At 65.0% G+C, this 24,976-nt stretch carries 20 protein-coding genes and 2 tRNA genes; 12 read left to right on the forward strand and 10 right to left on the reverse strand.

Annotated elements, in window-relative coordinates; translation table 11 throughout:
* Nucleotides 1-3 precede the first annotated feature (3 nt).
* The 4 genes from PMI15_RS07850 to mfd form a co-directional block, all read right to left on the reverse strand.
* Entirely contained in the window at nucleotides 4-1,419 is a 1,416-nt protein-coding gene (locus PMI15_RS07850; RefSeq protein WP_007866305.1) for a TolC family outer membrane protein, read from the reverse strand.
* A gap of 130 nt (nucleotides 1,420-1,549) precedes the next feature.
* Nucleotides 1,550-3,406, reverse strand: a complete 1,857-nt coding sequence (locus PMI15_RS07855) for an ABC transporter ATP-binding protein (RefSeq protein WP_007866307.1) — start codon at nucleotides 3,404-3,406, stop codon at nucleotides 1,550-1,552.
* A 39-nt stretch (nucleotides 3,407-3,445) separates the two neighbouring features.
* Nucleotides 3,446-4,156 (reverse strand): phosphoserine phosphatase SerB, encoded by a 711-nt coding sequence (serB, locus tag PMI15_RS07860; RefSeq protein ID WP_007866309.1) that lies wholly within the window; start codon nucleotides 4,154-4,156, stop codon nucleotides 3,446-3,448.
* The gene (gene mfd / locus PMI15_RS07865) at nucleotides 4,153-7,641 is read right to left on the reverse strand and encodes a transcription-repair coupling factor (protein ID WP_007866311.1); all 3,489 of its coding nucleotides are present in this window, start codon (nucleotides 7,639-7,641) and stop codon (nucleotides 4,153-4,155) included. The genes serB and mfd overlap by 4 nt, the downstream gene beginning before the upstream one ends.
* Nucleotides 7,642-7,786: 145 nt before the next feature.
* Between mfd and ispD the strand changes: the two genes are divergently transcribed.
* Both ispD and ispF read left to right on the forward strand, forming a co-directional pair.
* Nucleotides 7,787-8,518, forward strand: a complete 732-nt coding sequence (ispD, locus tag PMI15_RS07870; RefSeq protein ID WP_007866312.1) for a 2-C-methyl-D-erythritol 4-phosphate cytidylyltransferase — start codon at nucleotides 7,787-7,789, stop codon at nucleotides 8,516-8,518.
* Nucleotides 8,519-8,576: 58 nt separating this feature from the next.
* Nucleotides 8,577-9,059, forward strand: a complete 483-nt coding sequence (ispF, locus tag PMI15_RS07875; RefSeq protein ID WP_007866315.1) for a 2-C-methyl-D-erythritol 2,4-cyclodiphosphate synthase — start codon at nucleotides 8,577-8,579, stop codon at nucleotides 9,057-9,059.
* A gap of 4 nt (nucleotides 9,060-9,063) precedes the next feature.
* Here ispF and PMI15_RS07880 read toward each other — a convergent pair whose 3' ends face one another.
* The gene (locus PMI15_RS07880) at nucleotides 9,064-10,440 is read right to left on the reverse strand and encodes a sensor histidine kinase (RefSeq protein WP_007866317.1); all 1,377 of its coding nucleotides are present in this window, start codon (nucleotides 10,438-10,440) and stop codon (nucleotides 9,064-9,066) included.
* Between the two features lie 208 nt (nucleotides 10,441-10,648).
* Nucleotides 10,649-11,386, reverse strand: a complete 738-nt coding sequence (ompR, locus tag PMI15_RS07885; RefSeq protein ID WP_007866319.1) for a two-component system response regulator OmpR — start codon at nucleotides 11,384-11,386, stop codon at nucleotides 10,649-10,651.
* A 388-nt stretch (nucleotides 11,387-11,774) separates the two neighbouring features.
* On the opposite strand from ompR, the gene PMI15_RS07890 reads away from it, so the two are divergent.
* On the forward strand, nucleotides 11,775-12,488 hold the full coding sequence (locus tag PMI15_RS07890) for an SIMPL domain-containing protein (RefSeq protein ID WP_007866322.1): 714 nt from the start codon (nucleotides 11,775-11,777) through the stop codon (nucleotides 12,486-12,488).
* A gap of 28 nt (nucleotides 12,489-12,516) precedes the next feature.
* On the opposite strand, the gene PMI15_RS07895 is transcribed toward PMI15_RS07890, so the two are convergent.
* Complete coding sequence (locus PMI15_RS07895) at nucleotides 12,517-13,035, reverse strand: multidrug/biocide efflux PACE transporter (RefSeq protein WP_007866348.1); 519 nt, start codon at nucleotides 13,033-13,035, stop codon at nucleotides 12,517-12,519.
* Between the two features lie 73 nt (nucleotides 13,036-13,108).
* Between PMI15_RS07895 and PMI15_RS07900 the strand changes: the two genes are divergently transcribed.
* Nucleotides 13,109-14,020 (forward strand): LysR family transcriptional regulator, encoded by a 912-nt coding sequence (locus tag PMI15_RS07900; RefSeq protein ID WP_007866351.1) that lies wholly within the window; start codon nucleotides 13,109-13,111, stop codon nucleotides 14,018-14,020.
* A gap of 72 nt (nucleotides 14,021-14,092) precedes the next feature.
* Here the strand turns inward: PMI15_RS07900 and PMI15_RS07905 are convergent, their stop codons facing one another.
* On the reverse strand, nucleotides 14,093-14,719 hold the full coding sequence (locus PMI15_RS07905; protein WP_007866352.1) for an outer membrane beta-barrel protein: 627 nt from the start codon (nucleotides 14,717-14,719) through the stop codon (nucleotides 14,093-14,095).
* A 233-nt stretch (nucleotides 14,720-14,952) separates the two neighbouring features.
* Here PMI15_RS07905 and PMI15_RS07910 point away from each other — a divergent pair, with 233 nt between their 5' ends.
* From PMI15_RS07910 to PMI15_RS07920, 3 genes are read left to right on the forward strand one after another with little or no spacing between them, the layout of a single operon-like run.
* Nucleotides 14,953-15,798, forward strand: coding sequence for an N-formylglutamate amidohydrolase (locus tag PMI15_RS07910; RefSeq protein WP_007866353.1), 846 nt, complete (start codon nucleotides 14,953-14,955; stop codon nucleotides 15,796-15,798).
* Between the two features lie 45 nt (nucleotides 15,799-15,843).
* A complete protein-coding gene (locus tag PMI15_RS07915) occupies nucleotides 15,844-16,881 on the forward strand; it encodes a histone deacetylase family protein (protein WP_007866356.1) in 1,038 nt (345 codons plus the stop codon).
* Nucleotides 16,881-17,975: an NAD(P)/FAD-dependent oxidoreductase gene (locus PMI15_RS07920; protein ID WP_007866358.1), complete on the forward strand. Its 1,095-nt coding sequence runs from the start codon at nucleotides 16,881-16,883 to the stop codon at nucleotides 17,973-17,975. Before PMI15_RS07915 ends, PMI15_RS07920 begins: the two co-directional genes overlap by 1 nt.
* Nucleotides 17,976-17,981: 6 nt before the next feature.
* On the opposite strand, the gene PMI15_RS07925 is transcribed toward PMI15_RS07920, so the two are convergent.
* Complete coding sequence (locus PMI15_RS07925) at nucleotides 17,982-18,764, reverse strand: 3-hydroxybutyrate dehydrogenase (RefSeq protein ID WP_007866359.1); 783 nt, start codon at nucleotides 18,762-18,764, stop codon at nucleotides 17,982-17,984.
* A gap of 118 nt (nucleotides 18,765-18,882) precedes the next feature.
* Between PMI15_RS07925 and PMI15_RS07930 the strand changes: the two genes are divergently transcribed.
* The 5 genes from PMI15_RS07930 to rimO all read left to right on the forward strand — a co-directional run bounded on the left by PMI15_RS07930 (nucleotide 18,883) and on the right by rimO (nucleotide 24,610).
* Complete coding sequence (locus tag PMI15_RS07930) at nucleotides 18,883-19,788, forward strand: alpha/beta fold hydrolase (RefSeq protein WP_007866362.1); 906 nt, start codon at nucleotides 18,883-18,885, stop codon at nucleotides 19,786-19,788.
* Nucleotides 19,789-19,816: 28 nt separating this feature from the next.
* A complete protein-coding gene (locus PMI15_RS07935; RefSeq protein WP_007866364.1) occupies nucleotides 19,817-22,078 on the forward strand; it encodes a bifunctional (p)ppGpp synthetase/guanosine-3',5'-bis(diphosphate) 3'-pyrophosphohydrolase in 2,262 nt (753 codons plus the stop codon).
* 182 nt (nucleotides 22,079-22,260) lie between these two features.
* A tRNA-Val gene (locus PMI15_RS07940) sits at nucleotides 22,261-22,337 on the forward strand.
* 273 nt (nucleotides 22,338-22,610) lie between these two features.
* On the forward strand, nucleotides 22,611-23,102 hold the full coding sequence (gene phaR / locus PMI15_RS07945) for a polyhydroxyalkanoate synthesis repressor PhaR (RefSeq protein ID WP_051001938.1): 492 nt from the start codon (nucleotides 22,611-22,613) through the stop codon (nucleotides 23,100-23,102).
* Nucleotides 23,103-23,200: 98 nt separating this feature from the next.
* Nucleotides 23,201-24,610, forward strand: a complete 1,410-nt coding sequence (rimO, locus tag PMI15_RS07950) for a 30S ribosomal protein S12 methylthiotransferase RimO (RefSeq protein ID WP_007866368.1) — start codon at nucleotides 23,201-23,203, stop codon at nucleotides 24,608-24,610.
* A 132-nt stretch (nucleotides 24,611-24,742) separates the two neighbouring features.
* Here the strand turns inward: rimO and PMI15_RS07955 are convergent.
* A tRNA-Leu gene (locus PMI15_RS07955) sits at nucleotides 24,743-24,827 on the reverse strand.
* Between the last annotated feature and the right edge of the window lie 149 nt (nucleotides 24,828-24,976).

Raw genomic sequence — 24,976 nt, forward strand, 5'->3', positions numbered from 1 at the left:
CTGCTAGGGGCTTCCAGCTTCCAGCAGCGCGTTGATGGCGTTCAGGTCCGCTTCGCTCAGCGTGGCGTTCGCGGCCTTCAGGCGCAGGCCCTGAAGCAGGGTCTCGGCGCGCGCCTTGTGCCAGTCGCGCTGGGCCGCGAACAGCTGCTGCTCGGCGTTGAGCACGTCCATGTTGATGCGGGTGCCGACGAGGTAGCCCACCTTGTTGGCGTCCAGCGAACTTTTGCTGGAGGTGATGGCTGAGGCCAGTGCCTGGGTTTGCGCCGCCCCGTTGACGACGCCCGCAAAAGCCTGGCGCGCCTGGGCCACCGCCTGCCGGCGCGCCGCTTCCAGGTCTTCCGCGGCCTTGCCTTTCAATGCCACGGCTTCGCGCACGCGCGCCTGCACGCCGCCACCAGCATAGAGCGGGATGGTCAGGCTCATGCCGACCTGCGTGGAGCGCGAGCGCACTGAAATATCGCTCGGGGAGGTGATGCTGCCCGAGGTGAAGTTGTTGCCGTAGGCCGCCGTCAGGTCCAGCGTGGGCGAATGCGCCGCCTGGCTTTTGGCGATCTCGCGATCGGCCACCTCCAGCGTCGCCTGGGCGATGCGCACCTGGATGGATTGCTCGCGGGCGCTGTCCAGCCAGGGCTGCAGGCCCGCCGGCTCCATTCGCGGCGGGGAGCCGTCCGTGCGCAAACCCGCCAGGCGGGCATGGGAAATCCCCAGGATGCGCGTCAGCTCGGCCAGCTTGTTCTGCAGCTCGTTGCCGGCCACCACCGCCTGGGCGCGCGAGAGGTCCAGCCGCGACTGGGCCTCATGCACATCGGTCACGGTGCCGGTGCCGCCCTCGAAGGTGCGGCGGGCCAGGGCGCGTTGCTGCTCCATGGCGCCCGTCTGCAGGTGGGCCACACGCTCGGCCTCCTGGGCAACCAGTATGTCGAGGTAGGCCTGCGCGGTGCGCAGGATCAGTTCCTGTTCGGCCTGCCGGAACTGCGCCTCGGCCAGCAATTCCTGCTGCCCGGCCTGGTCCAGAGCCGCCGATGCGGTGGCGCGCCACAGGGCTTGGCTTAATTGCAGGTTCCAGCTGCGGGTATGCACGTCGCGCGCCACGGCAGGCAATTCATTGAAGGAGGCTTGCCCGGATTGCCGGCTGGCGGCGCCGACCAGGTTGACCGCGGGCAGCAGCGCGGCGCGCGCCTGCGGAACCCGTTCGCGCGCCGCCTGCAGGGTGTAGACGGCGCCGCGGTAAACGGGGTCGCGTGCCTGTGCCTGACGGTAGACCTCGAGCAGGTCGGCGGCCGGCGCGCTGAAGGAGGCCAGCAGCAGCAGGCTGGCCAGCCAGCGCCGGCTGCCCGCGGCATTCGGCGTGCGCCGTGGTTTTGATGTTTGAAGCGTGACGCGCGGCGTATGCACCGGCTTTGGTTCGGGGTCCTGCACCTCGACCTCCCTGCTGTAGTGTTCAAATTTGAACCATACGGGAGGCGATGGGTGCTTCTGCGGTCAATTGTCCGTAGACGGACTTTTATTGCGGTAAATACCCGGGCCGAACATGCCGGTGTGCCGCGGTTCAGGCGGCGAGTTCGGCTTCTTCTTCGAGGTTGTCGCTCAGGAAGCCGCCGCTCTGGTGGGCCCAGAGGCGCGCGTAGAGGCCGCCGTTAGCCAGCAAGGTGCGGTGGTCGCCCTCCTCGACGATGCGGCCCTGGTCCAGCACGATGAGGCGGTCCATGGCGGCGATGGTGGACAGGCGGTGCGCGATGGCAATCACCGTCTTGCCCTGCATCAGGGTGTTGAGGCTGCCCTGGATGGCGACTTCAACCTCGGAGTCCAGCGCGCTGGTGGCTTCGTCCAGCAGCAGGATGGGCGCGTCCTTGAGCATCACACGCGCGATCGCGATGCGCTGGCGCTGCCCGCCGGACAGCTTCACGCCGCGCTCGCCGACGTGCGCGTCATAACCCTTGCGGCCGTGCGGGTCGCTGAGGTATTCGATAAAACCGTCGGCCTCGGCGCGGCGGGCCGCGACGCGCATCTGCTCCTCGGTGGCCGAGGGCCGGCTGTAGGTGATGTTGTCGCGCACCGAGCGGTGCAGCAGCGAGGTGTCCTGCGTCACCATGCCGATGTGGCTGCGCAGGCTGTCCTGCGTGACCGTGGAAATGTCCTGGCCGTCGATCAGGATGCGGCCGGCGTCCAGGTCGTGAAAGCGCAGCAGCAGGTTGACCAGCGTGGACTTGCCAGCGCCGGAGCGGCCTATCAGGCCTATCTTCTCGCCGGGCTTCACGGTCAGCGTGAGGCCGTCTATCACCCTGAGGCCCTTGCCGTAGCTGAAGCCGATGTTGTCGAAGCGCACTTCGCCGCGCGGCACTTCGAGCGTGGCGGCATCGGGTTTGTCTTCGATCACGCGCGGGCGCGACAGGGTGTTGATGCCGTCCTGCACGGTGCCCACGCTTTCAAACAGGCTGGTCATCTCCCACATGATCCAGTGCGACATGCCCTGCAGCCGCAGCGCCATGGCGGTGGCGGCGGCCACCGCGCCGGCGCCGACCTGGCCCAGGCTCCACAGCCACAGCGAGGTGCCGGCCATGCCCAGGATCAGGCCCATGCTGAGCGCATGGTTGACGATCTCGAACGCGCTGACCAGCCGCATCTGGCTGTAGCCGGTCTTCATGAACTCCTGCATGGCCGAGCGGGCGAAGGCGGCCTCGCGCTGGGTGTGCGAGAACAGCTTGACGGTGGTAATGTTGGTGTAGGCGTCGGTGATGCGGCCTGTCATCAGCGAGCGGGCGTCGGCCTGCTGCTTGCCGATGCGGCCCAGCCGCGGCACAAAGAAAAACAGCGCGGCGATGTAAAGCCCCAGCCAGATCAGGAAGGGCGCGATCAGCTTCATGTCGAAGGCGGCGGCCAGCACCGTCATGGTGGCCACATAGACCGCCATGGCGACCAGCACGTCGGCCAGCACGAACAGGGTGTCGCGCACGGCCAGCGCGGTCTGCATGACCTTGGTGGTCAGGCGGCCGGCGAACTCGTCCTGGTAGAAGGCCATGCTCTGGCCCAGCATCAGGCGGTGAAAATTCCAGCGCAGGCGCATGGGGAAATTGATGGCGATGGTCTGGTGCTTGACGATGGTCTGCAACGCCACCACCAGGATGCTGGCGACGACAATCCAGGCCAGCACGGTGAGCGTGCCGCCGTGGACCGTCCACAGCTGCGCAGGTTCGGCCTTGCCCAGCCAGTCGACGATGCGGCCCAGCATGGCGAACATCAGGGCTTCGAAGGCCGACATCGCGGCGGACAGCAAGGCCAGCGCCAGGATGTAGCCGCGCGCGCCGCGGCTGCAAGCCCAGATGAAGGCGATAAAACCCTTGGGAGGCAGGCTGGGCTCACCCTCGGGGTAGGGGTGCAGCAGTTTCTCGAATTTGCTGAACAACATCGGTGCGGTGGGTGCTTTCTTTTGGTGTGCGCTGCCTGTTTACTTCACCAGTTCCAGCAGGCGGTCCAGGCCGCCTTCGTTGATGGCCACCATGGCCTGCTCGCGCACGCGCGGCTTGGCGTGGTAGGCCACGGACAGGCCGGCCACGCCCATCATGGGCAGGTCGTTGGCGCCGTCGCCCATGGCGATGGCCTGTAGCGGGTTGATGCCCAGCTTGCCGCAGGTCTCGAGCAGCATTTTTTTCTTTTCCGCGCCGTCGCAGATGTCGCCCCAGGGCTGGTCCACCATGCGGCCGGTGAGAAAGCCGTCTTCCACCTCCAGTACGTTGGAGCGTGTGTAGTCGATGCCGAGCTCGTCGCGCACGCGGTCGGTGAAGAAGGTGAAGCCGCCGCTGACCAGCAGCACCTTCATGCCGGCCTGCTTGCAGGCCTTCACCAGTTCCGCCGCGCCGGGGTTGAGCTGGAGGCGCTCGCGATAGACCTGCTCCATGCTGGCAACACTGACGCCCTTGAGCAGGGCCACGCGCTGGCGCAGGCTTTCCTTGTAGTCGCTGATCTCGCCGCGCATGGCCGCTTCGGTGATGGCCGCCACCTCGGCCTTGCGGCCGGCCGCGTCGGCGATTTCATCGACACATTCGATGTTGATGAGCGTGGAGTCCATGTCGAAGGCGATCAGCTTGAAGTCGCCGAGCTTGAGGTCGGGCGTGGCGACGTTGACGACGAGGCCGTGGGAGATTTCTGCGGGGGTCATGCGGGAGTGGCTTCCTTGGTGGGTTGTCCGAGTGAACGCAGGACGTCGCGCACCAGCTGGGCGCGGTCCTTGGGATTTTCGAGCTCGCGCTCTATGCGCAGCTTGTCGTTGCCGGCCAGCCGGATGTGCCGGTTTTTCTGGATCAGCTGCATGATGGCCATCGAATCGATGGGCGGGTCCTTCTTGAAGGTGATGCTGATGGCGCCGGGCGCGGCATCGACCTTGACCACGCCGTAAGGCCTGGCGATCACGCGCAGGCGGTGCACGTCGATCAGCGTTTGCGCCTGCGCCGGCAGCTTGCCGAAGCGGTCGACGATTTCCTCGAGCAGTGCGTCGATCTGGTCGGTATTCTTGGCCGTGGCCAGCTTCTTGTAGAAAGACAGGCGCAGGTGCACGTCGCCGCAGTAGTCATTGGGCAGCAGGGCAGGCGCGTGCAGGTTGATTTCGGTGGTGACGCTCAGCGGCGACAGCAAATCGGGTTCGCGCCCGGCCTTGAGCGATGCCACGGCCTCGCTGAGCATCTCGTTGTAGAGCTGGAAACCGACTTCCAGCATGTTGCCGCTCTGGTTTTCTCCCAGCACTTCGCCGGTGCCGCGGATTTCCAGGTCGTGCATGGCCAGGTAAAAGCCCGAGCCGAGTTCCTCCATCTGCTGGATGGCTTCCAGCCGCTGGCTGGCCTGCTTGGTCAGGCCCTCGATGTCGGGCACCATCAAATAGGCATAGGCTTGGTGGTGGCTGCGGCCCACGCGGCCGCGCAGCTGGTGCAGCTGCGCCAAGCCGAAGCGGTCGGCGCGGCTCATGACGATGGTGTTGGCGCTCGGCACGTCGATGCCGGTTTCGATGATGGTGGAGCACAGCAGCAGGTTGTGGCGCTGGGCGATGAAGTCCTTCATCACGCGCTCCAGCTCGCGCTCGGGCATCTGGCCGTGGGCCACGGCGATGCGGGCCTCGGGCAGGATTTCTTCGAGTTTTTCGCGCCGGTTCTGTATGGTTTCGACCTCGTTGTGCAGGAAGTAGACCTGGCCGCCGCGCTTCAGTTCGCGCAGCACGGCCTCCCGGATCACGCCGTTGTTTTCGCTGCGCACAAAGGTCTTGATGGCCAGGCGGCGCTGCGGCGCGGTGGCGATCACGCTGAGGTCGCGCAGGCCCTCGAGCGCCATGCCCAGCGTGCGCGGGATCGGCGTGGCGGTCAGCGTCAGCACGTCGACCTCGGCGCGCATGGCCTTCATGGCCTCCTTGTGGCGCACGCCGAAACGATGCTCTTCGTCGATGATGAGCAGGCCCAGGCGTTCGAACTTCACGTCCTGGCTCAGCAGCTTGTGTGTGCCGACCACGATGTCGACCGTGCCGTCGCCCAGGCCCTTGATGGCGGCGCTGATTTCCTTGCCCGAGCGGAAGCGGCTCATCTCGGCGATCTTGACCGGCCATTTGGCGAAACGGTCCACCAGCGTCTGGTAGTGCTGCTCTGCCAGCAAGGTGGTGGGCGCCAGCAGGGCCACCTGCTTGCCGCCGGTGACGGCGATGAAGGCGGCGCGCAGCGCGACCTCGGTCTTGCCGAAGCCCACGTCGCCGCAGACCAGGCGGTCCATGGGGCGCGGGCTGATCATGTCCTGGATCACCGCGTGGATGGCGGCACGCTGGTCGGCGGTTTCCTCGAAGCCGAAGTCGTTGGCAAAGGTCTCGTAGTCGCCCGGTGAGTAGCGGAAGGCATGGCCTTCGCGCGCGGCGCGGCGCGCGTAGATGTTGAGCAGCTCGGCAGCCGAGTCGCGTATCTGTTCGGCGGCCTTGCGCTTGGCTTTTTCCCACTGGCCGCTGCCCAGCTTGTGCAGCGGGGCTTCCTCGGCACTGACGCCGGTGTAGCGGCTGATCAGGTGCAGCTGGCTGACCGGTACGTAGAGCGTGGCCTTGTCGGCGTATTCGAGGTGCAAAAACTCCTGCAGCAGCGGCGTGCCGTCGGCATTCGTGCCCTGGCCCAGGTCCATATTGATGAGGCCGCGATAGCGGCCTATGCCGTGGGCGCTGTGCACCACCGGGTCGCCGACGTTGAGTTCCGAGAGGTCCTTGATCAGCGCCTCGACGTCGCTGACCTGTTCCTGCTTCTTGTTGCGGCGGCGCACGGTGGCGCCGGCGGCAAACAGCTCGGTCTCGGTGATGAGATCTATGCGTTCTTCCAGCCAGCTGAAGCCGGTGTGGAGGGCCGCGGTGGCGATGCCGAGCTTTTCGTCGCTGGCCTGGAAGTCGGCCAGCGAGTCAAAGGCCGGCGGGCTGACGCTGCTGGCACGCAGGAAGTCCAGCAGGCTTTCGCGCCGGCCCTCGCTCTCGGCCAGCACCAGCACGCGGTGGGCGGTGTTGCGCACATGGCCCTTGAACTTGGCCAACGGGTCTTCAGCGCCGCGCACCACGGCCATTTCACCGAGTTTCTGGAACTGGGCGTTGTCGGCCACGTCTTCCACCGTGGCGCGTATCGCCAGTTGGGCGTAGTCGTTGGCGCGCGCGTAGAACTGCTCGGTGCCCAGGAACAGCGACTCGGGCGGCAGCGCCGGTCGGTCGGGTGCATCGCGCACCAGCCGGTAGCGGTCCTTGGTGTCCTGCCAGAAGCGCTGGAAGGCCGGCTCCAGGTCACCGTGCAGCACCACGGTGGCGTCATGACCCAGGTAGTCGAACACCGTGGCGGTTTCTTCAAAGAACAGCGGCAGGTAGTACTCGATGCCGGCGGTGGCCACACCGTTGCCCATGTCCTTGTAGATGCGGCTCTTGGTCGGGTCGCCGTCCAGCAGCTCGCGCCAGCGGCTGCGGAATTTGGCGCGCGCATCGTCGTCCATGGGAAATTCGCGCCCGGGCAGCAAGCGCACTTCAGGCACGGGGTAGAGGCTGCGCTGGCTGTCGGGGTCGAAGGTGCGGATGCTGTCGATCTCGTCGTCGAACAGGTCGACGCGGTAAGGCACGGGGCTGCCCATGGGGAACAAATCGATCAGCCCGCCGCGCACCGCGTACTCGCCGGGGCTGACCACCTGCGTGACGTGGCTGTAGCCGGCCAGCGTGAGCTGGGCTTTCAGGCGCGTTTCGTCGAGCTTTTGCTTGACCTTGAAGTGGAAGGTGTAGCCGGCCAGGAAGCTGGGCGGCGCCAGGCGGTACAGCGCCGTGGTGGCCGGCACGATGACCACGTCGGCGCCGGTTTCCTTGTCGCGCTGCTGGATGCGCCACAGCGTGGCCAGGCGCTCGCTGATCAGGTCCTGGTGTGGCGAGAAGGTGTCATAGGGCAGGGTTTCCCAGTCGGGGAATAGCGCGCAGCGCAGGTCGGGCGCGAAGAAGGCGAGCTCGTCCATCAGGCGCTGGGCCGTGGTGGCGTCGGAGGTGACGATGGCGGTGAGCTTGCCGGCGGCCTTTTCGCGCGTGCCCAGGCGTGCCAGCAGCAGGGCATCGGCGGAACCGGCGGGCTGGGGCAGGGTGTAGCGTTTGCCGGAGGCGAGTGGGGGTAGCTGCATGAATCGGTGCGATGGTGAGGCTGGCCAGGTGGGTTCGGTCAATCAGGAATGAGAGAAATGATTCGGCAAAAGCCAGGCACCCCAAACCATCCGGAGTGGGGTGCCTGCGTATTCGATATGTGATTTTAGAATCTATGATGAAGTTATGACGACAAGCCCTGCCAATACCCGTCCTGAACCCCGTTTTTTTGTGCTGATCCCTTGTGCAGGGCAGGGAAGCCGGGCCGGAACGGCCAAAGCCAAGCAATACCAGCTGATTGACGGGCTGCCCATGGTGAGGCACACCGTGCAAGCTTTCCGGGCGTTACCGGACACTTTTGCAGCCGTCTGGGTGGTGATTTCGCCGTCTGACGACGATTTTCTCGAGGTGTTTCCGGACTTCAACCAGGGCAATGAAGTCCTGCTGGTGGGCGGGGGCGCCACACGCGCGGCGACAGTGCTCAACGGCCTCAAAGCCATGGTGGAGCAGCCCGGCGGCGCGGCCCTGAGCGACTGGGTGCTGGTGCATGATGCCGCGCGTTGCCTGGTGACGCCTGAGCAGATCAAGGCCCTGATCAGGGAATGCCGCAACGATGCGGTGGGCGGCCTGCTGGCGCAAAAGCTGCCCGATACGCTGAAAACCGAGCGCGATGGCCGCGTGGCCTCCACCCTGGACCGCAGCGACAAATGGCTGGCGCAAACACCGCAGATGTTTCGCATCGGGGCTTTGATCGACGCCTTGCAGAAGGCCGGGGATGCCGTCACCGACGAATCCAGCGCCATGGAGGCGGCAGGCCTTTCACCCCGGCTGGTGAGCGGCAGCGCCCAGAACTTCAAGGTCACCTATCCGGAAGACTTCGCGCTGGCTGAAGCCATTTTTGAGCGGCGCAGGAAATAGCAGGTGAAATAGCCATGGCCGACCGCTCAACCCAACTCAACCCAAGCAAGGCTCCACGATGACCGCCATGAATTTTCGAATCGGTGAAGGCTGGGACACGCACGCCCTGGTGCCCGGGCGCAAGCTCATCATCGGCGGGGTTGATATTCCCCACGCGGTGGGCCTGCTCGGCCATTCGGATGCCGATGTGCTGCTGCACGCGATCACCGATGCGTTGCTGGGCGCTGCGGCGCTGGGCGATATCGGCTCGCATTTTCCGGATACCGATGCGCGCTTCAAGGGCGCGGATTCGTCGGTGCTGCTCGCCGAAGTGGGCCGTTTGCTGAAAGAGCGCGGCCACAGCATCGCCAACATCGACAGCACGGTGATTGCCCAGGCGCCCAAGCTGGCCCCCTACATCGCGGCCATGCGGGCCAACATCTCCAAGACCCTGGGGCTGGACGTGGGGCAAGTGAACGTGAAGGCCAAGACGGCGGAAAAGCTGGGCCCGGTCGGCCAGGGCCTCAGCATGGAAGCCCACGCCGTGGTGCTGCTTTACTGAGAGCCTAGCTCCGGCGCAGCTTGATGTGCGCGGCCAGGCCGCCCGAACCGGTGTTGGCCAGGCCGAACACGCCGCCCATGCGGTGAATGGTTTTTTCCACGATCGCCAGGCCCAGGCCGGCGCCGGTGGCGGCCGTGCGGGCGGCATCGCCGCGGAAGAACGGCCGCGTGAGTTTTGAGAGGGTCTCGGGCGCCACGCCCATGCCGTGGTCGCGCACCTTGATCAGCACCCACTGGTCGCGGGCCTTGGCGGCGATGTCGACCAGTGCAATGCCGGTTTCCGGTGTCTTGCCGTAGCGCCTGGCGTTTTCCAGCAGGTTGGCGATCACGCGGGACAGCTCGACCTCGTCGGCCAGCACCGCCATGTCGTCCGGAATGGCGACGGTCACGCGCATGTCCTCGTAGTCGGCCACGGCATAGACCGCGGCATCGACCACTGCATTGAGCGACACGCGCTCCAACCGCGGCGGCTCGGGCCGGGCGTAATCGAGGAATTTGTCGATGATGGCGTCCAGCTGGGTGATATCGGCCGCCATGTGTTCGCGTGCGTCGGCATCGGTGACGCTCATCTCGGTTTCCAGGCGCAGGCGCGCCAGCGGCGTGCGCAGGTCGTGCGAAATGCCGGCCAGCATGATGACCCGGTCCTGCTCGATCTTGGAGAGCTGCTCGGCCATGCGGTTAAAGCCGATGTTGACTTCGCGGATTTCGCTGGTGGCGACTTTCTCGTCGAGCAGGCTGGCGTCGAAATCGCCGTCGCGCATGCGGCTGGCCGCGAAGGACAGCTGCTTGAGCGGCCGGTTGATCAGCCGGGCGATAAAGGCCGCTCCCGCCAGCGACAGCACGGCCGCCGTGATCAGCCAGATGACCCAGGTGCTGTTGCGCGACGGGCCTATCTTGGACGGGTCGGTGAGCAGCCAGTAGGAATCGCCGTCGATGGCAAAGCCCACCCACAGGCCCTTCTGGCCGTTCACGCTGCTGGCCACGACGGTGCCGTTGCCCAGCCGGGCCCTGAGCTCTTCGGCGGTGCGCTCGCCGAGCTCGTCGCTCTCGAACAGCTCGAACTTGTCCTTGGGTTCGCGCGGCGTGATGCGCACACGCTCCTCGTCGGCCAGGGTCTTGATCAGCGAGACGCGGGCGATGGCGTCGGAATAGCGCAGCGCGGCCCGGCTCAGGTTGACGAGGGAGGCCAGCTGCTGCGCGCTCTGGATGGCGCGCGGCTCGGATTCAAGCGCACGGAAGGTCTGCAGCCAGGCCACGATGGAGCCGAACAGCAGCAGGGACAAAAAGAAAAATGTCCGCCAGAACAGGCTGAAGCCGCGCCGCGGGCGCATCTCCAGCGGTGCCGGGGCGGTTTCAAGGGGGGCCGGGTTGGTGGCGTCCATAGGAGTCTGGTATGTGCCTGGAGATCGGGCGTGCAATGGACGTTAGCACGATACGCGGGCCGGGCGGCAACAGGGCTGTTGCAGCCTGTTTGTGCCCGCTGGAATTATTCTTCAATCCAGCATGAGCCGCGGAACTGGCTTTGCCAGGCCGCAGGCGGGCGGCCCCCTCGGGGGGCAGGAAGCTACACGAAGTGAGCGACCGTGGGGGCTAGTTAGTGCCGTCCGGCACGAACACGTAGCCTATGCCCCAGACCGTCTGGATGTAGCGGGGCACCGCCGCATCGACCTCGATCAGCTTGCGCAGGCGCGAGACCTGCACGTCCAGGCTGCGGTCAAAAGGCTCGAACTCGCGGCCGCGCGCCAGCTGTGCCAGTTTTTCACGGGACAGCGGCTGGCGCGGATGCCGCACCAGGGTTTTGAGCATGGCGAACTCGCCGGTGGTCAGCGGCAGTTCCTCGCCGTTCTTGTGCAGGGTCCGCAGGCCCATGTCGAAGGAGAAGGGGCCGAAGGTGATGACCTCCTGGTCGCTGGATGGCGCGCCGGGCACTTCGGCGGTGGGACGGCGGCGCAGCACGGCGTGGATTCGGGCCAGCAGCTCACGGGGATTGAAGGGCTTGGCAAGGTAGTCGTCGGCACCGACTTCCAGGCCGACGATGCGGTCCACGTCTTCGCCCTTGGCGGTCAGCATGATGATGGGGGTGCGGTCGTTGGCGGCGCGCAACCGGCGGCAGATGGACAGGCCGTCTTCGCCGGGCATCATCAGGTCCAGGACGATCAGGTCGACGGCGTCCCGCAGCATGATGCGGTTCAGGGCCTTGCTGTCTTCGGCCAGGATGACTTCGAAACCCTCCTGGGCGAGGTAGCGGCGCAACAGGTCGCGGATGCGGGCATCGTCGTCAAGGATCAGGATTTTGTCGGCACGGGCGTTAGGTTGGGCTTGGGTCATAGTCGTCTGGTAATTTGTAACAGAGCCATTTTGAAGGCTGAAAACACGAGATGTCTCGTTTTTCAGTCGCTTTGACACACTGTTACAAAAGTTGCGGCGATGTGCAACTGTGAGCGTGAGCGCAGGCCTTGTTGTGGCAATGCTCCTACAGGGATCGTCAAAATCACATGCAAAAATGGGCGGCCGCTTCTGCGCACCTGTTGCTGCAGTGCGTTACCTGCCGTAAACAGAAACCGGCCGGGCCCGAAACGGGCATCGGCCGCCGTCACCTTGGGGTCTGAATGACTTGCAAAAGCCACAAAAAGCGCGCCAACCCTGACGAATGTTTATGGCTTCTTTTTCTCTTTTTTCGGCCCGGCGCCGAGAACACCCCCGAAAGGCTTTTCCGATGCGAACTCCCACCCTGATCGCCGCGTGCGCCCTGTTTGCCGGCGCCGCGCTGGCCTCCAGCGCCATGGCCCAGACCATGCCGCATGAAACCCTGCAGAACGTGGCCCAGCTGTCGGCCAGCGGTTCCGTCGAGGTGCAGCAGGACCTGCTGTCGATTTCCCTGAGCACCACGCGCGACGGCAGCGACGCCGGCGTCGTGCAGACCCAGCTCAAGCAGGCCCTGGACACTGCGCTCACGCAGGCCAAGCAGGCGGCCGCGCCGGGCCAGATGGATGTGCGCACCGGCAACTTCAGCCTCTACCCGCGCTACGGCAAGGACGGCAAGATCAACGGCTGGCAGGGTTCGACCGAACTGGTGCTCGAAGGCAAGGACTTTCCACGCATCACCGGAACGGCAGGCAAGATCCAGACCCTCACCATGAGCAATGTGAGTTTTGCCCTGAGCCGCGAGCAGCGCGCCAGGGTCGAGGGCGAAGCCCAGGCCCAGGCGATAGAGCGCTTCAAGGCCAAGGCCGGCGAAATCGCGCGCAGCTTCGGGTTTTCCAGCTACAGCCTGCGCGAGGTCTCCATCAACGCCAACGACCAGGGCAGCCCGCCGCGTCCGCGCATGCTGGCGATGGCCAAGTCGGAAATGGCCGATGCATCCATCCCCGTGGAGGCTGGCAAAAGCACGGTGCTGGTCAATGTGTCGGGTTCTGTACAGATGAAGTGATGAAGCGGGGCGGGCTGCCCCGGCCCGCTCAGGCCGCCGAGGCGCAGGCTTGCTGCTTGCGGCGGCGATGGCGGGCGACAACCTTGGCGCGCAGGTAGTCGTAAGCCCAGTTGAAGCAGAAGGTGTAGGGCAGGAAGAACAGCACGATGGCGATGTCGAGCACAAAGGCTTCCCAGAGGCCTATGTCCAGCCACCAGGCGGCCAGCGGCACCACCGCGATGATCAAGCCGATTTCAAACAGCACGGCATGCACGGCACGCGCCGCCAGGGTGCGTTCAAAGCCCATGCGGCGTTGCGCCCGGTCGAACAGGGCGTTGAACAGCATATTCCAGCTCATGGCCATCAGCGAAACCATCAGGGTCAGCAGGCCCATGTGCGCCAGCGAATAGCCGAGCAGCCAGGCGCCCAGGGGCGCGCAGAGGGCGATGGCCAGGACTTCAAACCCGAGGGCGTGGAAAAAACGTTCTTTGAGGGATTTCTGCAGGCTCACGATGCACTTCACTTTCTGACGGTTTCGGGGCCCCTCGGCATGGATGCTGGGTGCCATGAGGGTATTTTTATCGTTATTTCGAATAGATTAAAATCAATAACTATCGTAAAAATAGATAAAAGGCCGCCCTATGCGCCACTCCCCGGAAGCCCTGACCGCTTTTGCCGAGGCCGCCACGCTGGGCTCGTTTTCGGCCGCGGCGCGCAAGCTGGGCAAAAGCCAATCGACGGTCAGCAGCGCCATCGCCAACCTGGAAATCGACCTCGGCATCACGCTGTTTGACCGCAGCAGCCGCAAGCCGGCCCTGACGGAGAACGGCAGGGTCATGCTGGGCAAGGTGCAGGAGATCCTGGCGGCCAGCGACCGGCTGGACCGCGCCGCCGGCCAGTTGGGCGGCGGCATGGAGCCCAAGCTCAGCGTGGTCTGGTCCGACACCTACCAGTCCGACCGGTTCGAGGAAATGCTGCTGGCGTTTGAGCAGCGCTTTCCGGACCTGGAGTTCGAATGCCTGATTGCCGAACACGGCGACCTGGTATCGCTGGTGCAGACCGGCCGGGCGCACATAGGCGTGGTGGCCGCGCAAAACGCCTACCCGCCGGACATCGGCTCGGCCACCATTGCCGAGCAGTCTGAAATCACGCTGTTTGTGGCCACGGCTCACCCGCTGGCCGGCATGAAGGACATCACGCCCGAATTGTTGGCCGGCTTCAGGGAGCTGCGGCTGGATACTTATATAGAGGGAGAGCAGGGCGCCCAGGGCCTGCCCCAGTCACGCCGCGCCTGGTCGGCGCCGAGCTACCTCATGCTGATGGAAATGGCGGTGCTGGGTTTTGGCTGGGCGGCGATTCCGCGCTGGATGGTGACGCGTTTTGCCACCGGCAAATTGAGCGAGCTCGATGCGCGCGGCTGGCCGCGGCGCGTGCCGGTGGATGCCGTGTGGTCGCGCCAGCGTTCCCTGGGCCGCGCCGGCACCTGGTTGCTGCAGGAAATGCTGGCGCCTGCCGGGCCCGGAAATCCGTCGGCGATCCCGGGCGGAATGTGAAAAAACCCGCAGCCGGGTCGGGCATGCGGGCGGTGGCGACGGGCGCAGCAAGCGCGCCCGCATCGGGGACGGTCAGAAGCGGTAGCGCAGGCCCAGGCTGGTGGTGCTGACGCGCTCCTTGCCGGTGCCGACGAACTTCAGGTCATGCTCGTCCCATGCCAGCACGGCCGACAGGGCCGGGGTAAAAGCCCATTCGGCGCCTATGCCGTAAGACACCCCCCAGTTGCTCTCGCTGCCGGAGGCCAGGCCGGAAGCCGGCGAGGCGGACACGCGGGTGTGCCCGTAGGTCGTTCCCAGCTTGCCCAGCAGGTTGAAGGAGTTGCTCAGCGGCAGGCGCCCGACCAGGCTCAGGTTGATGCCTTGCGCTTCCGTCTGTCCGCCGCCGCGGTTGGCCTTGCCGAAATCGGTGTAGCCCAGTTCCAGGCCGAAGTTGTTGTTGAAGTAGCTGCCGCCGTAGATGTTGTACGAGGTGTCCTTGTTGTCCGACGGGAAGGCGCCGGCGCCGCTGGGCAGTGAGAAGTCCGACTGGCCCACGTTCAGGCCGAAGTAGCGCGAGCCCGGTGCATAAAAGGAATAGTTGCTGCTGCTCGACATGCCCGTGCTGGAGCTCGAACTGCTCTGGGCTTGCGCGCCGGTGGCGGCCGCCAGCGCGGCCGCGGCGAGTAGGGAGGCGGAAAAGATACGAGTCATTGATGGCATGGTGTTTCCTTCAGGGATAAATGGGCGGCGTCACGCTTGTGGCAAAACGGCCGCATGTTGTTGATTTCCGTCGTGAAATTTAAGGTGCGCTCCGGTGCACTTTTGTGGGTGCAAAAGTTAAATCCCTGTAGGACAAGCGGAAGTTTGCCCGCTGGGTTTGCGCACGGCGGGACGCGGTGGCGCGGCGCCGCGCGAGGCTGCTGGGCCGATTTTTGCGGTGCTAAAGTCAGGGCATGCCGCTCATTACCTACCTGCCCGGAAGCACAGCGCTGGTCCTGGATTCTCCTCACAGCGGAACGGTCTATCCGGCGGATTTCCGGCATGCCTGCGAACTCGCCGTGCTGCGCAGCGCCGAAGATACCCATGTCGAAAAACTCTACGACTTTGCCCCCGCCCTGGGCGTGCATTGGGTTGAGGCGCACTTTCCACGCAGCTACCTCGACGCCAACCGCAACACCACCGAAATGGACGTGAGCCTGCTGGACGGGCCCTGGCCCGGGCCTGTGGAGACCGATCCCCAAATACTGTCCAAGGTGCGCTTGGGCAAAGGCCTGATCTGGCGCACCACGGACGAAGGTGTGCCGCTGTACGACCGCAAGCTGGGTGTGGCGGAAATCCAGGCACGCATAGAGCAGTGCTGGAAGCCCTACCACGCGGCTGTTGCGCGCGCGATTGACGCTGCCCACGAGGCGCACGGCTACAGCATCCACATCAACTGCCATTCCATGCCCGCGGTGGCCTCCAGCAGCGCGACGGATTTTCCGGGCGAAGCGCATGCCGACTTCGTGGTGGGCGACCGCGAAGGCACGACCGCCAGCAAGGCCTTGTCCAGGCTGGTGTGCGAACACCTGAAGGCGCGCGGTTACAGCGTGGCCTACAACCACCCCTACAAGGGTGTGGAGCTGGTTCGCCGCTACAGCCGGCCCGCCGAACACCGGCACAGCATTCAACTCGAAATCAACCGCAAGCTGTACATGGACGAAAGCAGCTTCGCGCTGACACCCGGCGCCGAATCGCTCAAGGCCAGCTTGCGCTCGCTGGTCGAGCGGTTGCTCCAAACCGACCCCCGCGCCACGTGAAGCCCGCGGGCTGCCGCCTTTTTTTTTGCCCAACCCCCCGCCACCATGCTTACCTTTTTCAGCGACAGCCACCACGCCCATGCCCCGCAGTACGAATTTTTTCGCGGCGAGCGCGTGCCCTGTTTTGAAACACCGGCCCGCGCTGAATATGTCAAGGCCCGTTTGAGCGAACGCGGCCATGTGCTGCAGACACCGGATGCCGACAGCCGCGCGGTGCTGGCCAAGGTGCACAGCGCCCGCTACCTGGCGTTTCTGGAGCATGCCTGGCGCGACTGGGTGCAACTGGAGGCCGGCAACGAAGAGCGCCAGCCTTTTCCCTCGGTATGGCCGGTGCGCACGCTGCGCAGCGACGTGGAGCCGCTCAACTTCACCGCGCGGCTGGGCTTGTATTCGATGGACAACGGCTCGCCGCTGTCGGCCGGCACCTGGCAGGCCGCCAAGGCCGGCGCGGATGCCGCCGCCAGCGCCGCGGCCCTGCTCACGGCTGGCGAGCGCGCCGTGTTTTGCTGCAGCCGGCCGCCCGGGCACCACGCGGGGCCCGACTTCATGGGGGGCTATTGCTTTCTGAACAACGCCGCGGTGGCCGCCCAGGCGCTGCGGGATGGCGGCGCGGCGCGCGTGGCGGTGCTCGACGTCGACTACCACCACGGCAACGGCACGCAAAGTATTTTTTACGACCGCTCGGACGTGCTGTTTGTGAGCCTGCATGGCGACCCCATGACCGAGTACCCGTTTTACCTGGGCCACGCTGATGAGACCGGCACGGGCAAGGGCGCGGGCTTCAACCTGAACCTGCCGCTGCCGGCGGGCTGCACGGTGGTGCGCTGGTTCGAGGCGCTGGAAGCGGCCTGCCTGCGCATCGCCAGCTTCAAGGCGGACGCGTTGGTGGTGTCGCTGGGGCTGGACACCTTTGCCGGGGACCCGATCTCCAAATTCGCGCTGCAGCCGGACGACTTCATCCGCCTCGGCGAGCGCCTGGGCAAGCTGGGCCTGCCCACGGTGTTTGTGCTCGAAGGCGGCTATGCGGCCGCCGAACTGGGTACCAATGCCGTCAACGTCATTGAAGGTTTTGAAGGCCTCTGATGGACAAAGTCGATTGTGTGGTGATAGGCGCGGGCGTGGTGGGCCTGGCCGTGGCGCGCGCGTTGGCGCTGCGGGGCAGGGAGGTCATGGTGCTGGAGGCCGCCGATGCGATAGGTACGGGCACCAGCTCGCGCAACAGCGAGGTGATACACGCCGGCATCTACTACCCGCAAGGCTCGCTCAAGGCCAGGCTGTGCGTGGAGGGCAAGGAACTGCTGTATGCCTACTGCGCCGAACGCGGCATAAGCCACAGGCGCTGCGGCAAGCTGATTGTGGCGACCAGCCAGGCACAGGTCGCGCAGCTGCAAGGCATACGCGACAAGGCGGCCGCCAACGGCGTGAACGACCTGGCCCTGCTGACACGCGAGCAAGCCCGCGCGATGGAGCCGAAGCTCGAATGCGTGGCCGCGTTGCATTCGCCCAGCACCGGCATTGTCGACAGCCACGGCCTGATGCTGGCACTGCAGGGCGACCTCGAGAACGCGGGCGGCCTGGTTGCGCTCAATTCGCCGCTGGCGCGCGCTGAATGCTCTGCATCGGCGATTTACCTGGCGGCGCAAGACGGTACCGAGCTCGAAGCCACAAGCGTCGTCAACGCCGCGGGCCTGCAAGCCCAGCAACTGGCCAGGCGTTTTGCCGGCCTGCCCGCCAAGCATGTGCCGCCCAGCCATTACGCCAAGGGCAACTACTTCACGCTGCCGGGACGCTCGCCTTTCAGCCGCCTGATCTATCCCGTGCCCGAGGCGGCCGGCCTGGGTGTGCACCTGACCGTGGACATGGGCGGCCAGGCCAAATTCGGCCCCGACGTGCAATGGGTGGATTCGCCCGACGACCTGGTGGTGGACCCGGCACGGGGTGAGGCTTTTTATGCCGAGGTGCGCAAATACTGGCCGGCGCTGGCCGACGGTGCGCTGGCGCCGGGCTATGCCGGCATACGCCCCAAGATCCAGGCGCCCCATGAGGCCGCCAAGGACTTTCTCATCCAGGGTCCCCGCGATCACGGCGTGGCGGGCCTGGTCAATCTCTTCGGCATTGAATCGCCGGGACTGACGAGTTCGCTGGCGATTGGCGACTACGTGAGCCGGATGCTGTAGGGCCGCTTACTGCGCCGCCCAGCCGCCGTCCATGTTCCAGGCCACGCCGCGCACATTGTTGCCGGCCGGCGAGCAGAAAAACACCGCCAGCGCGCCCAGTTCTTCGGGCGTGGTGAACTGCATCGAGGGTTCTTTTTCGCCCAGCAGCTGCCTGGTCGCCGCCTCATTGCTGATGTTGCCGGCGGCGGCCTTGGCGTCCACCTGTTTTTGCACCAGGGGCGTGAGCACCCAGCCAGGGCAGATGGCGTTGCAGGTGACACCCGTGGTGGCGTTCTCGAGCGCGGTGACCTTGGTCAGGCCGACGATGCCGTGCTTGGCGGCGACGTAGGCGGATTTTTCAGCCGAACCGACCAGGCCATGGACCGAGGCCACGTTGATGATGCGGCCCCAGCCCTTGCCACCGTTGGCCGCCAGCATGGCGGGCAGGGCCAGGCGGGTGGCGTGGAAGGCGCTGCTCAGGTTGATGGCGATCACGGCGTCCCAGCGTTCGACCGGGAAGTTCTCGACGCGCGCCACGTGCTGGATGCCGGCGTTGTTGACGAGAATGTCGACCTGGCCGAACTGCGCGGCGGCATAACGCATCATGTCCTCGATGTCGGCGACCTTGCTCATGTCGGCGCCGTGGTAGGCCACGCGCGCGCCCAGCGCTTCCACCTCGGCCTTGGGGCCGTCCACGTCGCCGAAGCCGTTGATCACGATGTTGGCGCCCTGCGCCGCCAGCGCCTTGGCGATGCCCAGGCCTATCCCGCTGGTCGAGCCGGTGACGAGGGCTGTTTTACCTTTGAGCATGGTGTTTCTCCGGATGATTTACGATGGTTGAACTGGGAACCCGAACCTCGCGCCGTGCATCTGGCGCCGGGTTGATTTCTCAAGCAATTATCAAGCCTTTGAATTGAACCGCCGCACCATGACCCAACCTACGCTGAACTACGTAAATTGCCCCGATGCCGGCGGTGGCCACCGCATGGCGTACTGGCAGTGGGGCAGGGCGGACAGTTCGCACGTCATCGTTTGTGTGCACGGCTTGTCGCGCCAGGGACGCGATTTTGACGTGCTGGCGCGGGCACTGTCCGAGCGGGCCGATGTGCGCGTGGTCTGCCCCGATGTGGTGGGCCGCGGCGAAAGCGACTGGCTCAAGGATCCCATGGGCTACCAGCTGCGCACTTATGCGGGCGACATGCTGGCGATGCTGGGCCAGTTGCACGCCCAGGCGCCGGTGGCCTCCCTGGACTGGGTGGGCACCAGCATGGGCGGGCTGATCGGCGTGGCGGTGTGTGGAACGCCCAACCTGCCTTTGCCGGTGCCTGTGCGACGGCTGGTGCTCAATGACGTGGGGCCGGCCATCCAGTGGCAGGCGATTGTGCGCATAGGCGCCTACCTGGGCCAAGCCGGCCACTTCGGCTCGGTGCAGGAAGCGGCCGATGCGATGTGGGCGATCTCCCAGAGCTTCGGTCCGCACACGCCCGAGCAGTGGCTGGCGTTGTCGCGCCCCATGCTCAGGCGCGTCTCCGAGGCCGCCGATGCCAAGTGGCGCCTGCATTACGACCCGGCCATCGCCGTGCCTTTCAAGCAGGAAACCGAGGAATCCGCGCGCCAGGGGGAGACCATGCTCTGGCAACTCTACGACAATATCAAGGCCGAAACCCTTGTGATACGCGGCCGGCAATCCGACTTGCTGAGCCCGCAGACGGCCCAGGCCATGACGCAGCGCGGGCCGCGCGCCCGCGTGGTGGAATTCGAAGGCGTGGGACATGCGCCCACGCTGATCGCGCCCGACCAGCTCGCCGCCGTGACGGGCTTTTTGCTGGGCTGAGGCCGCGCAACCATTTGACTGAAGTTTCATGAAAAGCAACGTGGTCGGGCCCGGTGGCCCGACAGCCTCCCAGGGGGCGAATGCCTCCATCGTGACCGCTACGGCCGACAGCCTGCCGGACCAGCCGCATGCGCTGGCCCGCGCCCGCGCGTTCGCCGAGCCCCTGATCGCCAGCGAAACGCATGACACGGGTGAAAACATCCTCGCCCATGCCGACGCGGTGGCGGCCATCCTGAAGACCATAGGCGGCTCCGAGGCCATGCAGGCGGCGACCTACCTGGTCTATGCCTGCCAGCACTTGACCAAACCGCAGGAAGTGATCACCAAGGCCTTCGGCGCCAACTACGCCGCGTTGGCCATGGAGACCACCAAGCTGGTCCAGGTGCAGCGCCAGGCACGTTCGGCGAATGCGAAAGCCCAGCTGCTGGACGACCCGGCCGCGCAGACCGAAAACGTGCGCAAGATGCTGCTGGCGTTTTCGCGCGACTTGCGCGTGGTGATGCTGCGGCTGGCGTCCCGCCTGCAGACCTTGCGCCACTACGCCGCAACGCGGCAGACCGCGCCGCTGCCGCTGGCCTACGAGTCGCTGCATGTTTTTGCGCCGCTGGCCAACCGCCTGGGTATCTGGCAGATCAAATGGGAGATGGAGGACCTGGCCTTTCGCTTCCTGGAGCCAGAGACCTACAAGCAGACGGCCCGCCTGCTTGACGAGAAGCGGGTGGAGCGTGAAGGTTTCATGGAAACCCTGCGTGCGCAGCTGGAGCGCGAACTCAACCAGAACGGCATTGCCGCGCTGGTGCAGGGCCGGCCCAAGCACATCTACAGCATCGTGAAAAAAATGCGCGGCAAGTCGCTGGACTTCGAGCAGGTTTTTGACATCCGCGCGCTGCGGGTGATCGCCGCCGACGTGAAGGGCTGCTATGCGGCGCTCGGCTACGTGCATTCGCGCTTCACGCCGGTGGACGGCGAGTTCGACGACTACATCGCCAAGCCCAAGAGCAACGGCTACCAGTCGCTGCACACCGTGGTGCGCGACGAGGCGGGCAGGGCGGTGGAAATTCAGGTGCGTACCCAGGCCATGCACGACCATGCCGAGCACGGCGTGGCCGCGCACTGGGCCTACAAGGAGGCCGGCACCAAGGGCTACGGCGGTGTATCGGCCAGCAGCGAATACGACGCCAAGATCGCCGTGCTGCGCCAGTTGCTGGCCTGGGAGCGAGATCTTTCGGGACCGGCGGCCCAGCGCGCGCGTGACGCCAAGCAAGGCCTGTTCGAGGACCGCATCTACGTGCTGACGCCGGACGCCGCCATCGTGGAGCTGCCGCAGGGCGCGACCACGGTGGACTTCGCCTACAGCGTGCACACCAGCCTGGGCCACCGCTGCCGCGGCGCGCGCATTGACGGTGTCATGGTGCCGCTCAACACACCGCTGCAGAACGGCCAGACGGTGGAGGTCATCACCGTGAAGGAGGGCGGGCCTTCGCGCGACTGGCTCAACCCTGAACTCGGTTTTCTGAGCAGCCATCGCGCGAAATCCAAAGTGCGAGCCTGGTTCAACGCGTTGGCGATGGAGCAGACCGTGGCCCGGGGCCGCGAGGCCGTGGAAAAACTGCTGCAGCGCGAAGGCAAGACGGCGATGAAGCTGGACGACTTGGCGGTGCAGCTCGGCTTCAAGGCGGCGGATGATTTGTTTGAGGTGGTCGGCAAGGACGAGTTGTCCCTGCGCACAATAGAGAACATGCTCAGGCCGCCCGAACCGGCCCTGAGCCAGGACGATTACGTGCTGGCAAAAAAAGCCCGTTCGCCCAATTCGAATGCCAAGAAGGCGGCGGGTGGTGTGCTGGTTGTCGGCATGGGATCTTTGCTCACGCAACTGGCCAAGTGCTGCAAGCCCGCGCCGCCCGATGAGATCCTCGGCTTTGTCACCAAGGGCAAAGGCGTCAGCATTCACCGCAGCGACTGCAGCAACTTCCGCAACATGGCCAGCGGTAGCCCGGACCGCCTGATCGAGGTGCAATGGAATTCGCCCAAGACGCCCGACGGCGCGGTCTACCCGGTGGACGTCGCGGTCGAGGCGGCCGATCGGCAGGGCCTGCTGCGCGATATTTCCGAGGTCTTCGCCAAGGAAAAAATGAACGTGATCGGCGTGCAGACGCAGTCGGTGAAAGACAACCGCGGCGGCACGGCCTGGATGACTTTTACCGTGGAAGTGGCGCAATCGGGCCGCCTCAACCAGGTGCTGGCCATCGTGGCCGAGGTGCCGGGCGTGCGCTCCGCGCGCCGGCGCTAAGTGCGACTTGCATTGATCGCAGCGAAAGAATGAGGGGGCTGTACTCCACGCCAGCAGGGGGCGCGGAACCGGCTTGGCCGGGCCGCAGGCGCAGCGCCCCCTCGGGGGACAGAGAGTCACACGCAGCGAGCGAACGTGGGGGCTCAAATTGCGTGCTATACTGCTAGCTTCGAACAGTCCTTAGGCGCGTAGCTCAGCTGGTTAGAGCACCACCTTGACATGGTGGGGGTCGTTGGTTCGAGTCCAATCGCGCCTACCAATTCCCTCGAAACGGTTCCTGTCCAGGCTTTCGCATCCATAATGCGGGCCCATCACACAGGGTAAACCAAGGGGATTGTGTACATCAGAATTCCTAGAATGTATTGAACCCCGGCGCTCAGGTGCTGGCCGTCATTCAGAGGAGAAATCAGTGCCAAAAAGCAAATCCACCAGCCCGGCATCCGGCCTTCCGCCTTCACAGGGCGATGCGGCTGCCGACGGTAATTCCGGCGCCAAAAGCGGCCGGGCTGCCGGCAAGGCTGCGGCGTCCCGCGTGATCAAGAAGTACCCGAACCGGCGGCTCTACGACACCGAGACCTCGACCTACATCACGCTCACCGAGGTGCGGCAGCTGGTGATGGAGAGCGCCGACTTTGTGGTGCGCGATGCCAAGACCAACGAAGACCTGACGCGCAGCATCCTGCTGCAAATCATTCTTGAGGAAGAAACCGGCGGCGCGCCCATGTTCACCGAAGCCGTGCTGGCCAACATCATCCGTTTTTACGGCAATGCGATGCAGGGCTTCATGGGCGCTTACCTGGAGAAAAATGTCCAGAGCTTCATGGACCTGCAGGTCAAGATGGCCGAGCAGTCCAAGGGGCTGACACCTGAAATGTGGGCGCAGTTCATGAATGCGCAGTCGCCCATGATGCAAGGAATGATGGGCACCTATGTGGAGCAATCCAAGAACGTTTTCACGCAGATGCAAGAGCAGATGCAAAAGCAGAGCGAGCAGATGCTGCAGGCTTTCGGCCTCAAGAAGTGAACTGAACGCCGGGCCTTGTGTCCGCGCGAGTACTGGCCGTTGAAGGCCATCCGGGGTTCACGGTTCGCCCTGACGCTTACCCTGAGACAATAGACCCCATGAGCGACGTAATTTCCCCATCCGCCCCTGCCACCGTCAAGGCCGCGCCCCGCGTCGGCTTTGTGAGCCTGGGCTGCCCCAAAGCCCTGACAGACTCCGAACTGATCCTCACGCAGCTGAGTGCCGAGGGCTACCAGACTTCCAAGACCTTTGAGGGCGCGGACCTGGTCATCGTCAACACCTGCGGTTTCATCGACGACGCGGTCAAGGAAAGCCTGGACACCATTGGCGAAGCCTTGGCCGAAAACGGCCGGGTTATCGTCACGGGTTGCCTGGGTGCCAAGGCCGGCGAGGACGGCGGCAACCTGGTGCGCCAGATGCATCCCAGCGTGCTGGCCGTGACCGGCCCGCATGCCACGCAGGAAGTCATGGATGCGGTGCACCTGAATTTGCCCAAACCGCACGATCCTTTTGTGGACCTGGTTCCCAATGCTTTCGGCGTTGCGGGCATCAAGCTCACGCCCAGGCACTACGCCTACCTGAAAATCAGCGAAGGCTGCAACCACCGCTGCACCTTCTGCATCATCCCTTCGATGCGCGGTGACCTGGTGTCGCGGCCCATAGGCGACGTGCTCAACGAGGCGCGTGCACTGTTTGAGGGCGGCGTCAAGGAGTTGCTGGTGATCAGCCAGGACACCTCGGCCTACGGCGTGGACGTGAAGTACCGCACCGGCTTCTGGGACGGTAAGCCCGTCAAGACGCGCATGCTGGAGCTGGTGCAGGCGCTGGGCGAGATCGCCGAGCCCTATGGCGCCTGGGTGCGCTTGCACTACGTCTATCCATACCCCAGTGTGGATGAAGTGCTGCCGCTGATGGCCACCGGCAAGGTTCTGCCTTACCTGGACGTTCCGCTGCAGCACAGCCACCCCGACGTGCTCAAGCGCATGAAGCGGCCGGCCAGCGGGGAGAAAAACCTCGAGCGCATTGCGCGCTGGCGCGAAATCTGCCCCGAGATCGTGATTCGCAGCACTTTTATTGCCGGCTTTCCCGGCGAGACCGAGGCCGAGTTCGAGCACCTGCTCGATTTCATGCGCGAAGCCAGGATCGACCGCGCGGGCTGCTTTGCCTACAGCGCGGTGGAGGGCGCCACCGCCAACGACATTCCCGGCATGCTGCCGATGGAATTGCGTGAAGAGCGGCGCGCCCGTTTCATGGCCGTGGCGGAGGCGGTTTCCAGCCAGAAGCTGCAGCAGCGCATAGGCGCGACCATGCAGGTGCTGGTGGATTCGGCACCCGCGCTGGGCAGAAAGGGCGGTGTCGGGCGTTCTTATGCCGATGCGCCCGAGATCGACGGCGTGGTCAAGCTGCTGCCGCCCGAGAAAATCAGCAAGACGCTGAAAGTCGGCGAGTTCACCCGGGCCCGCATCGTCGGAACCCAGGGCCACGACCTGGTGGCCGTGCCCGTTTGATCAAGCCGGCGCACGAGAAACCGGGCTGCAAGGCGGGGCCCGGAAACAAAAAAAGCCACTGGGTCACAGTGGCTTTAATCTTGCTTTCTTCCAGAGCTCGTTTCAGAGTCTGGCAAAGCTGTTTGGTGTATCTGGTGCCCGGGAGAGAACTCGAATCTCCACATCTTGCGATACACGGACCTGAACCGTGCGCGTCTACCAATTCCGCCACCCGGGCACAGCTAGCAGTGTACCATTACTTGAACGTATTCTGAGGCCCCGGCCTGCAAATTTTCCTGAAATATTTCGGCTGCATACTCAAAACCAGCAGCCCCCAACAAAAAGAGACTTTTTATCAAAACAACTCATTCCCATACGGGCGGATCG

Source organism: Polaromonas sp. CF318 (assembly GCF_000282655.1).
Taxonomy (GTDB): domain Bacteria; phylum Pseudomonadota; class Gammaproteobacteria; order Burkholderiales; family Burkholderiaceae_C; genus Polaromonas.

Coding starts and splice junctions, on each gene's coding strand:
- PMI15_RS07855 (WP_007866307.1), bottom strand. CDS start 3,406: ATGTTGTTCAGCAAATTCGAGAAACTGCTGCACCCCTACCCCGAGGGT.
- serB (WP_007866309.1), bottom strand. CDS start 4,156: ATGACCCCCGCAGAAATCTCCCACGGCCTCGTCGTCAACGTCGCCACG.
- mfd (WP_007866311.1), bottom strand. CDS start 7,641: ATGCAGCTACCCCCACTCGCCTCCGGCAAACGCTACACCCTGCCCCAG.
- ispD (WP_007866312.1), top strand. CDS start 7,787: ATGACGACAAGCCCTGCCAATACCCGTCCTGAACCCCGTTTTTTTGTG.
- ispF (WP_007866315.1), top strand. CDS start 8,577: ATGACCGCCATGAATTTTCGAATCGGTGAAGGCTGGGACACGCACGCC.
- PMI15_RS07880 (WP_007866317.1), bottom strand. CDS start 10,440: ATGGACGCCACCAACCCGGCCCCCCTTGAAACCGCCCCGGCACCGCTG.
- ompR (WP_007866319.1), bottom strand. CDS start 11,386: ATGACCCAAGCCCAACCTAACGCCCGTGCCGACAAAATCCTGATCCTT.
- PMI15_RS07890 (WP_007866322.1), top strand. CDS start 11,775: ATGCGAACTCCCACCCTGATCGCCGCGTGCGCCCTGTTTGCCGGCGCC.
- PMI15_RS07895 (WP_007866348.1), bottom strand. CDS start 13,035: ATGGCACCCAGCATCCATGCCGAGGGGCCCCGAAACCGTCAGAAAGTG.
- PMI15_RS07900 (WP_007866351.1), top strand. CDS start 13,109: ATGCGCCACTCCCCGGAAGCCCTGACCGCTTTTGCCGAGGCCGCCACG.
- PMI15_RS07905 (WP_007866352.1), bottom strand. CDS start 14,719: ATGCCATCAATGACTCGTATCTTTTCCGCCTCCCTACTCGCCGCGGCC.
- PMI15_RS07910 (WP_007866353.1), top strand. CDS start 14,953: ATGCCGCTCATTACCTACCTGCCCGGAAGCACAGCGCTGGTCCTGGAT.
- PMI15_RS07915 (WP_007866356.1), top strand. CDS start 15,844: ATGCTTACCTTTTTCAGCGACAGCCACCACGCCCATGCCCCGCAGTAC.
- PMI15_RS07920 (WP_007866358.1), top strand. CDS start 16,881: ATGGACAAAGTCGATTGTGTGGTGATAGGCGCGGGCGTGGTGGGCCTG.
- PMI15_RS07925 (WP_007866359.1), bottom strand. CDS start 18,764: ATGCTCAAAGGTAAAACAGCCCTCGTCACCGGCTCGACCAGCGGGATA.
- PMI15_RS07930 (WP_007866362.1), top strand. CDS start 18,883: ATGACCCAACCTACGCTGAACTACGTAAATTGCCCCGATGCCGGCGGT.
- PMI15_RS07935 (WP_007866364.1), top strand. CDS start 19,817: ATGAAAAGCAACGTGGTCGGGCCCGGTGGCCCGACAGCCTCCCAGGGG.
- rimO (WP_007866368.1), top strand. CDS start 23,201: ATGAGCGACGTAATTTCCCCATCCGCCCCTGCCACCGTCAAGGCCGCG.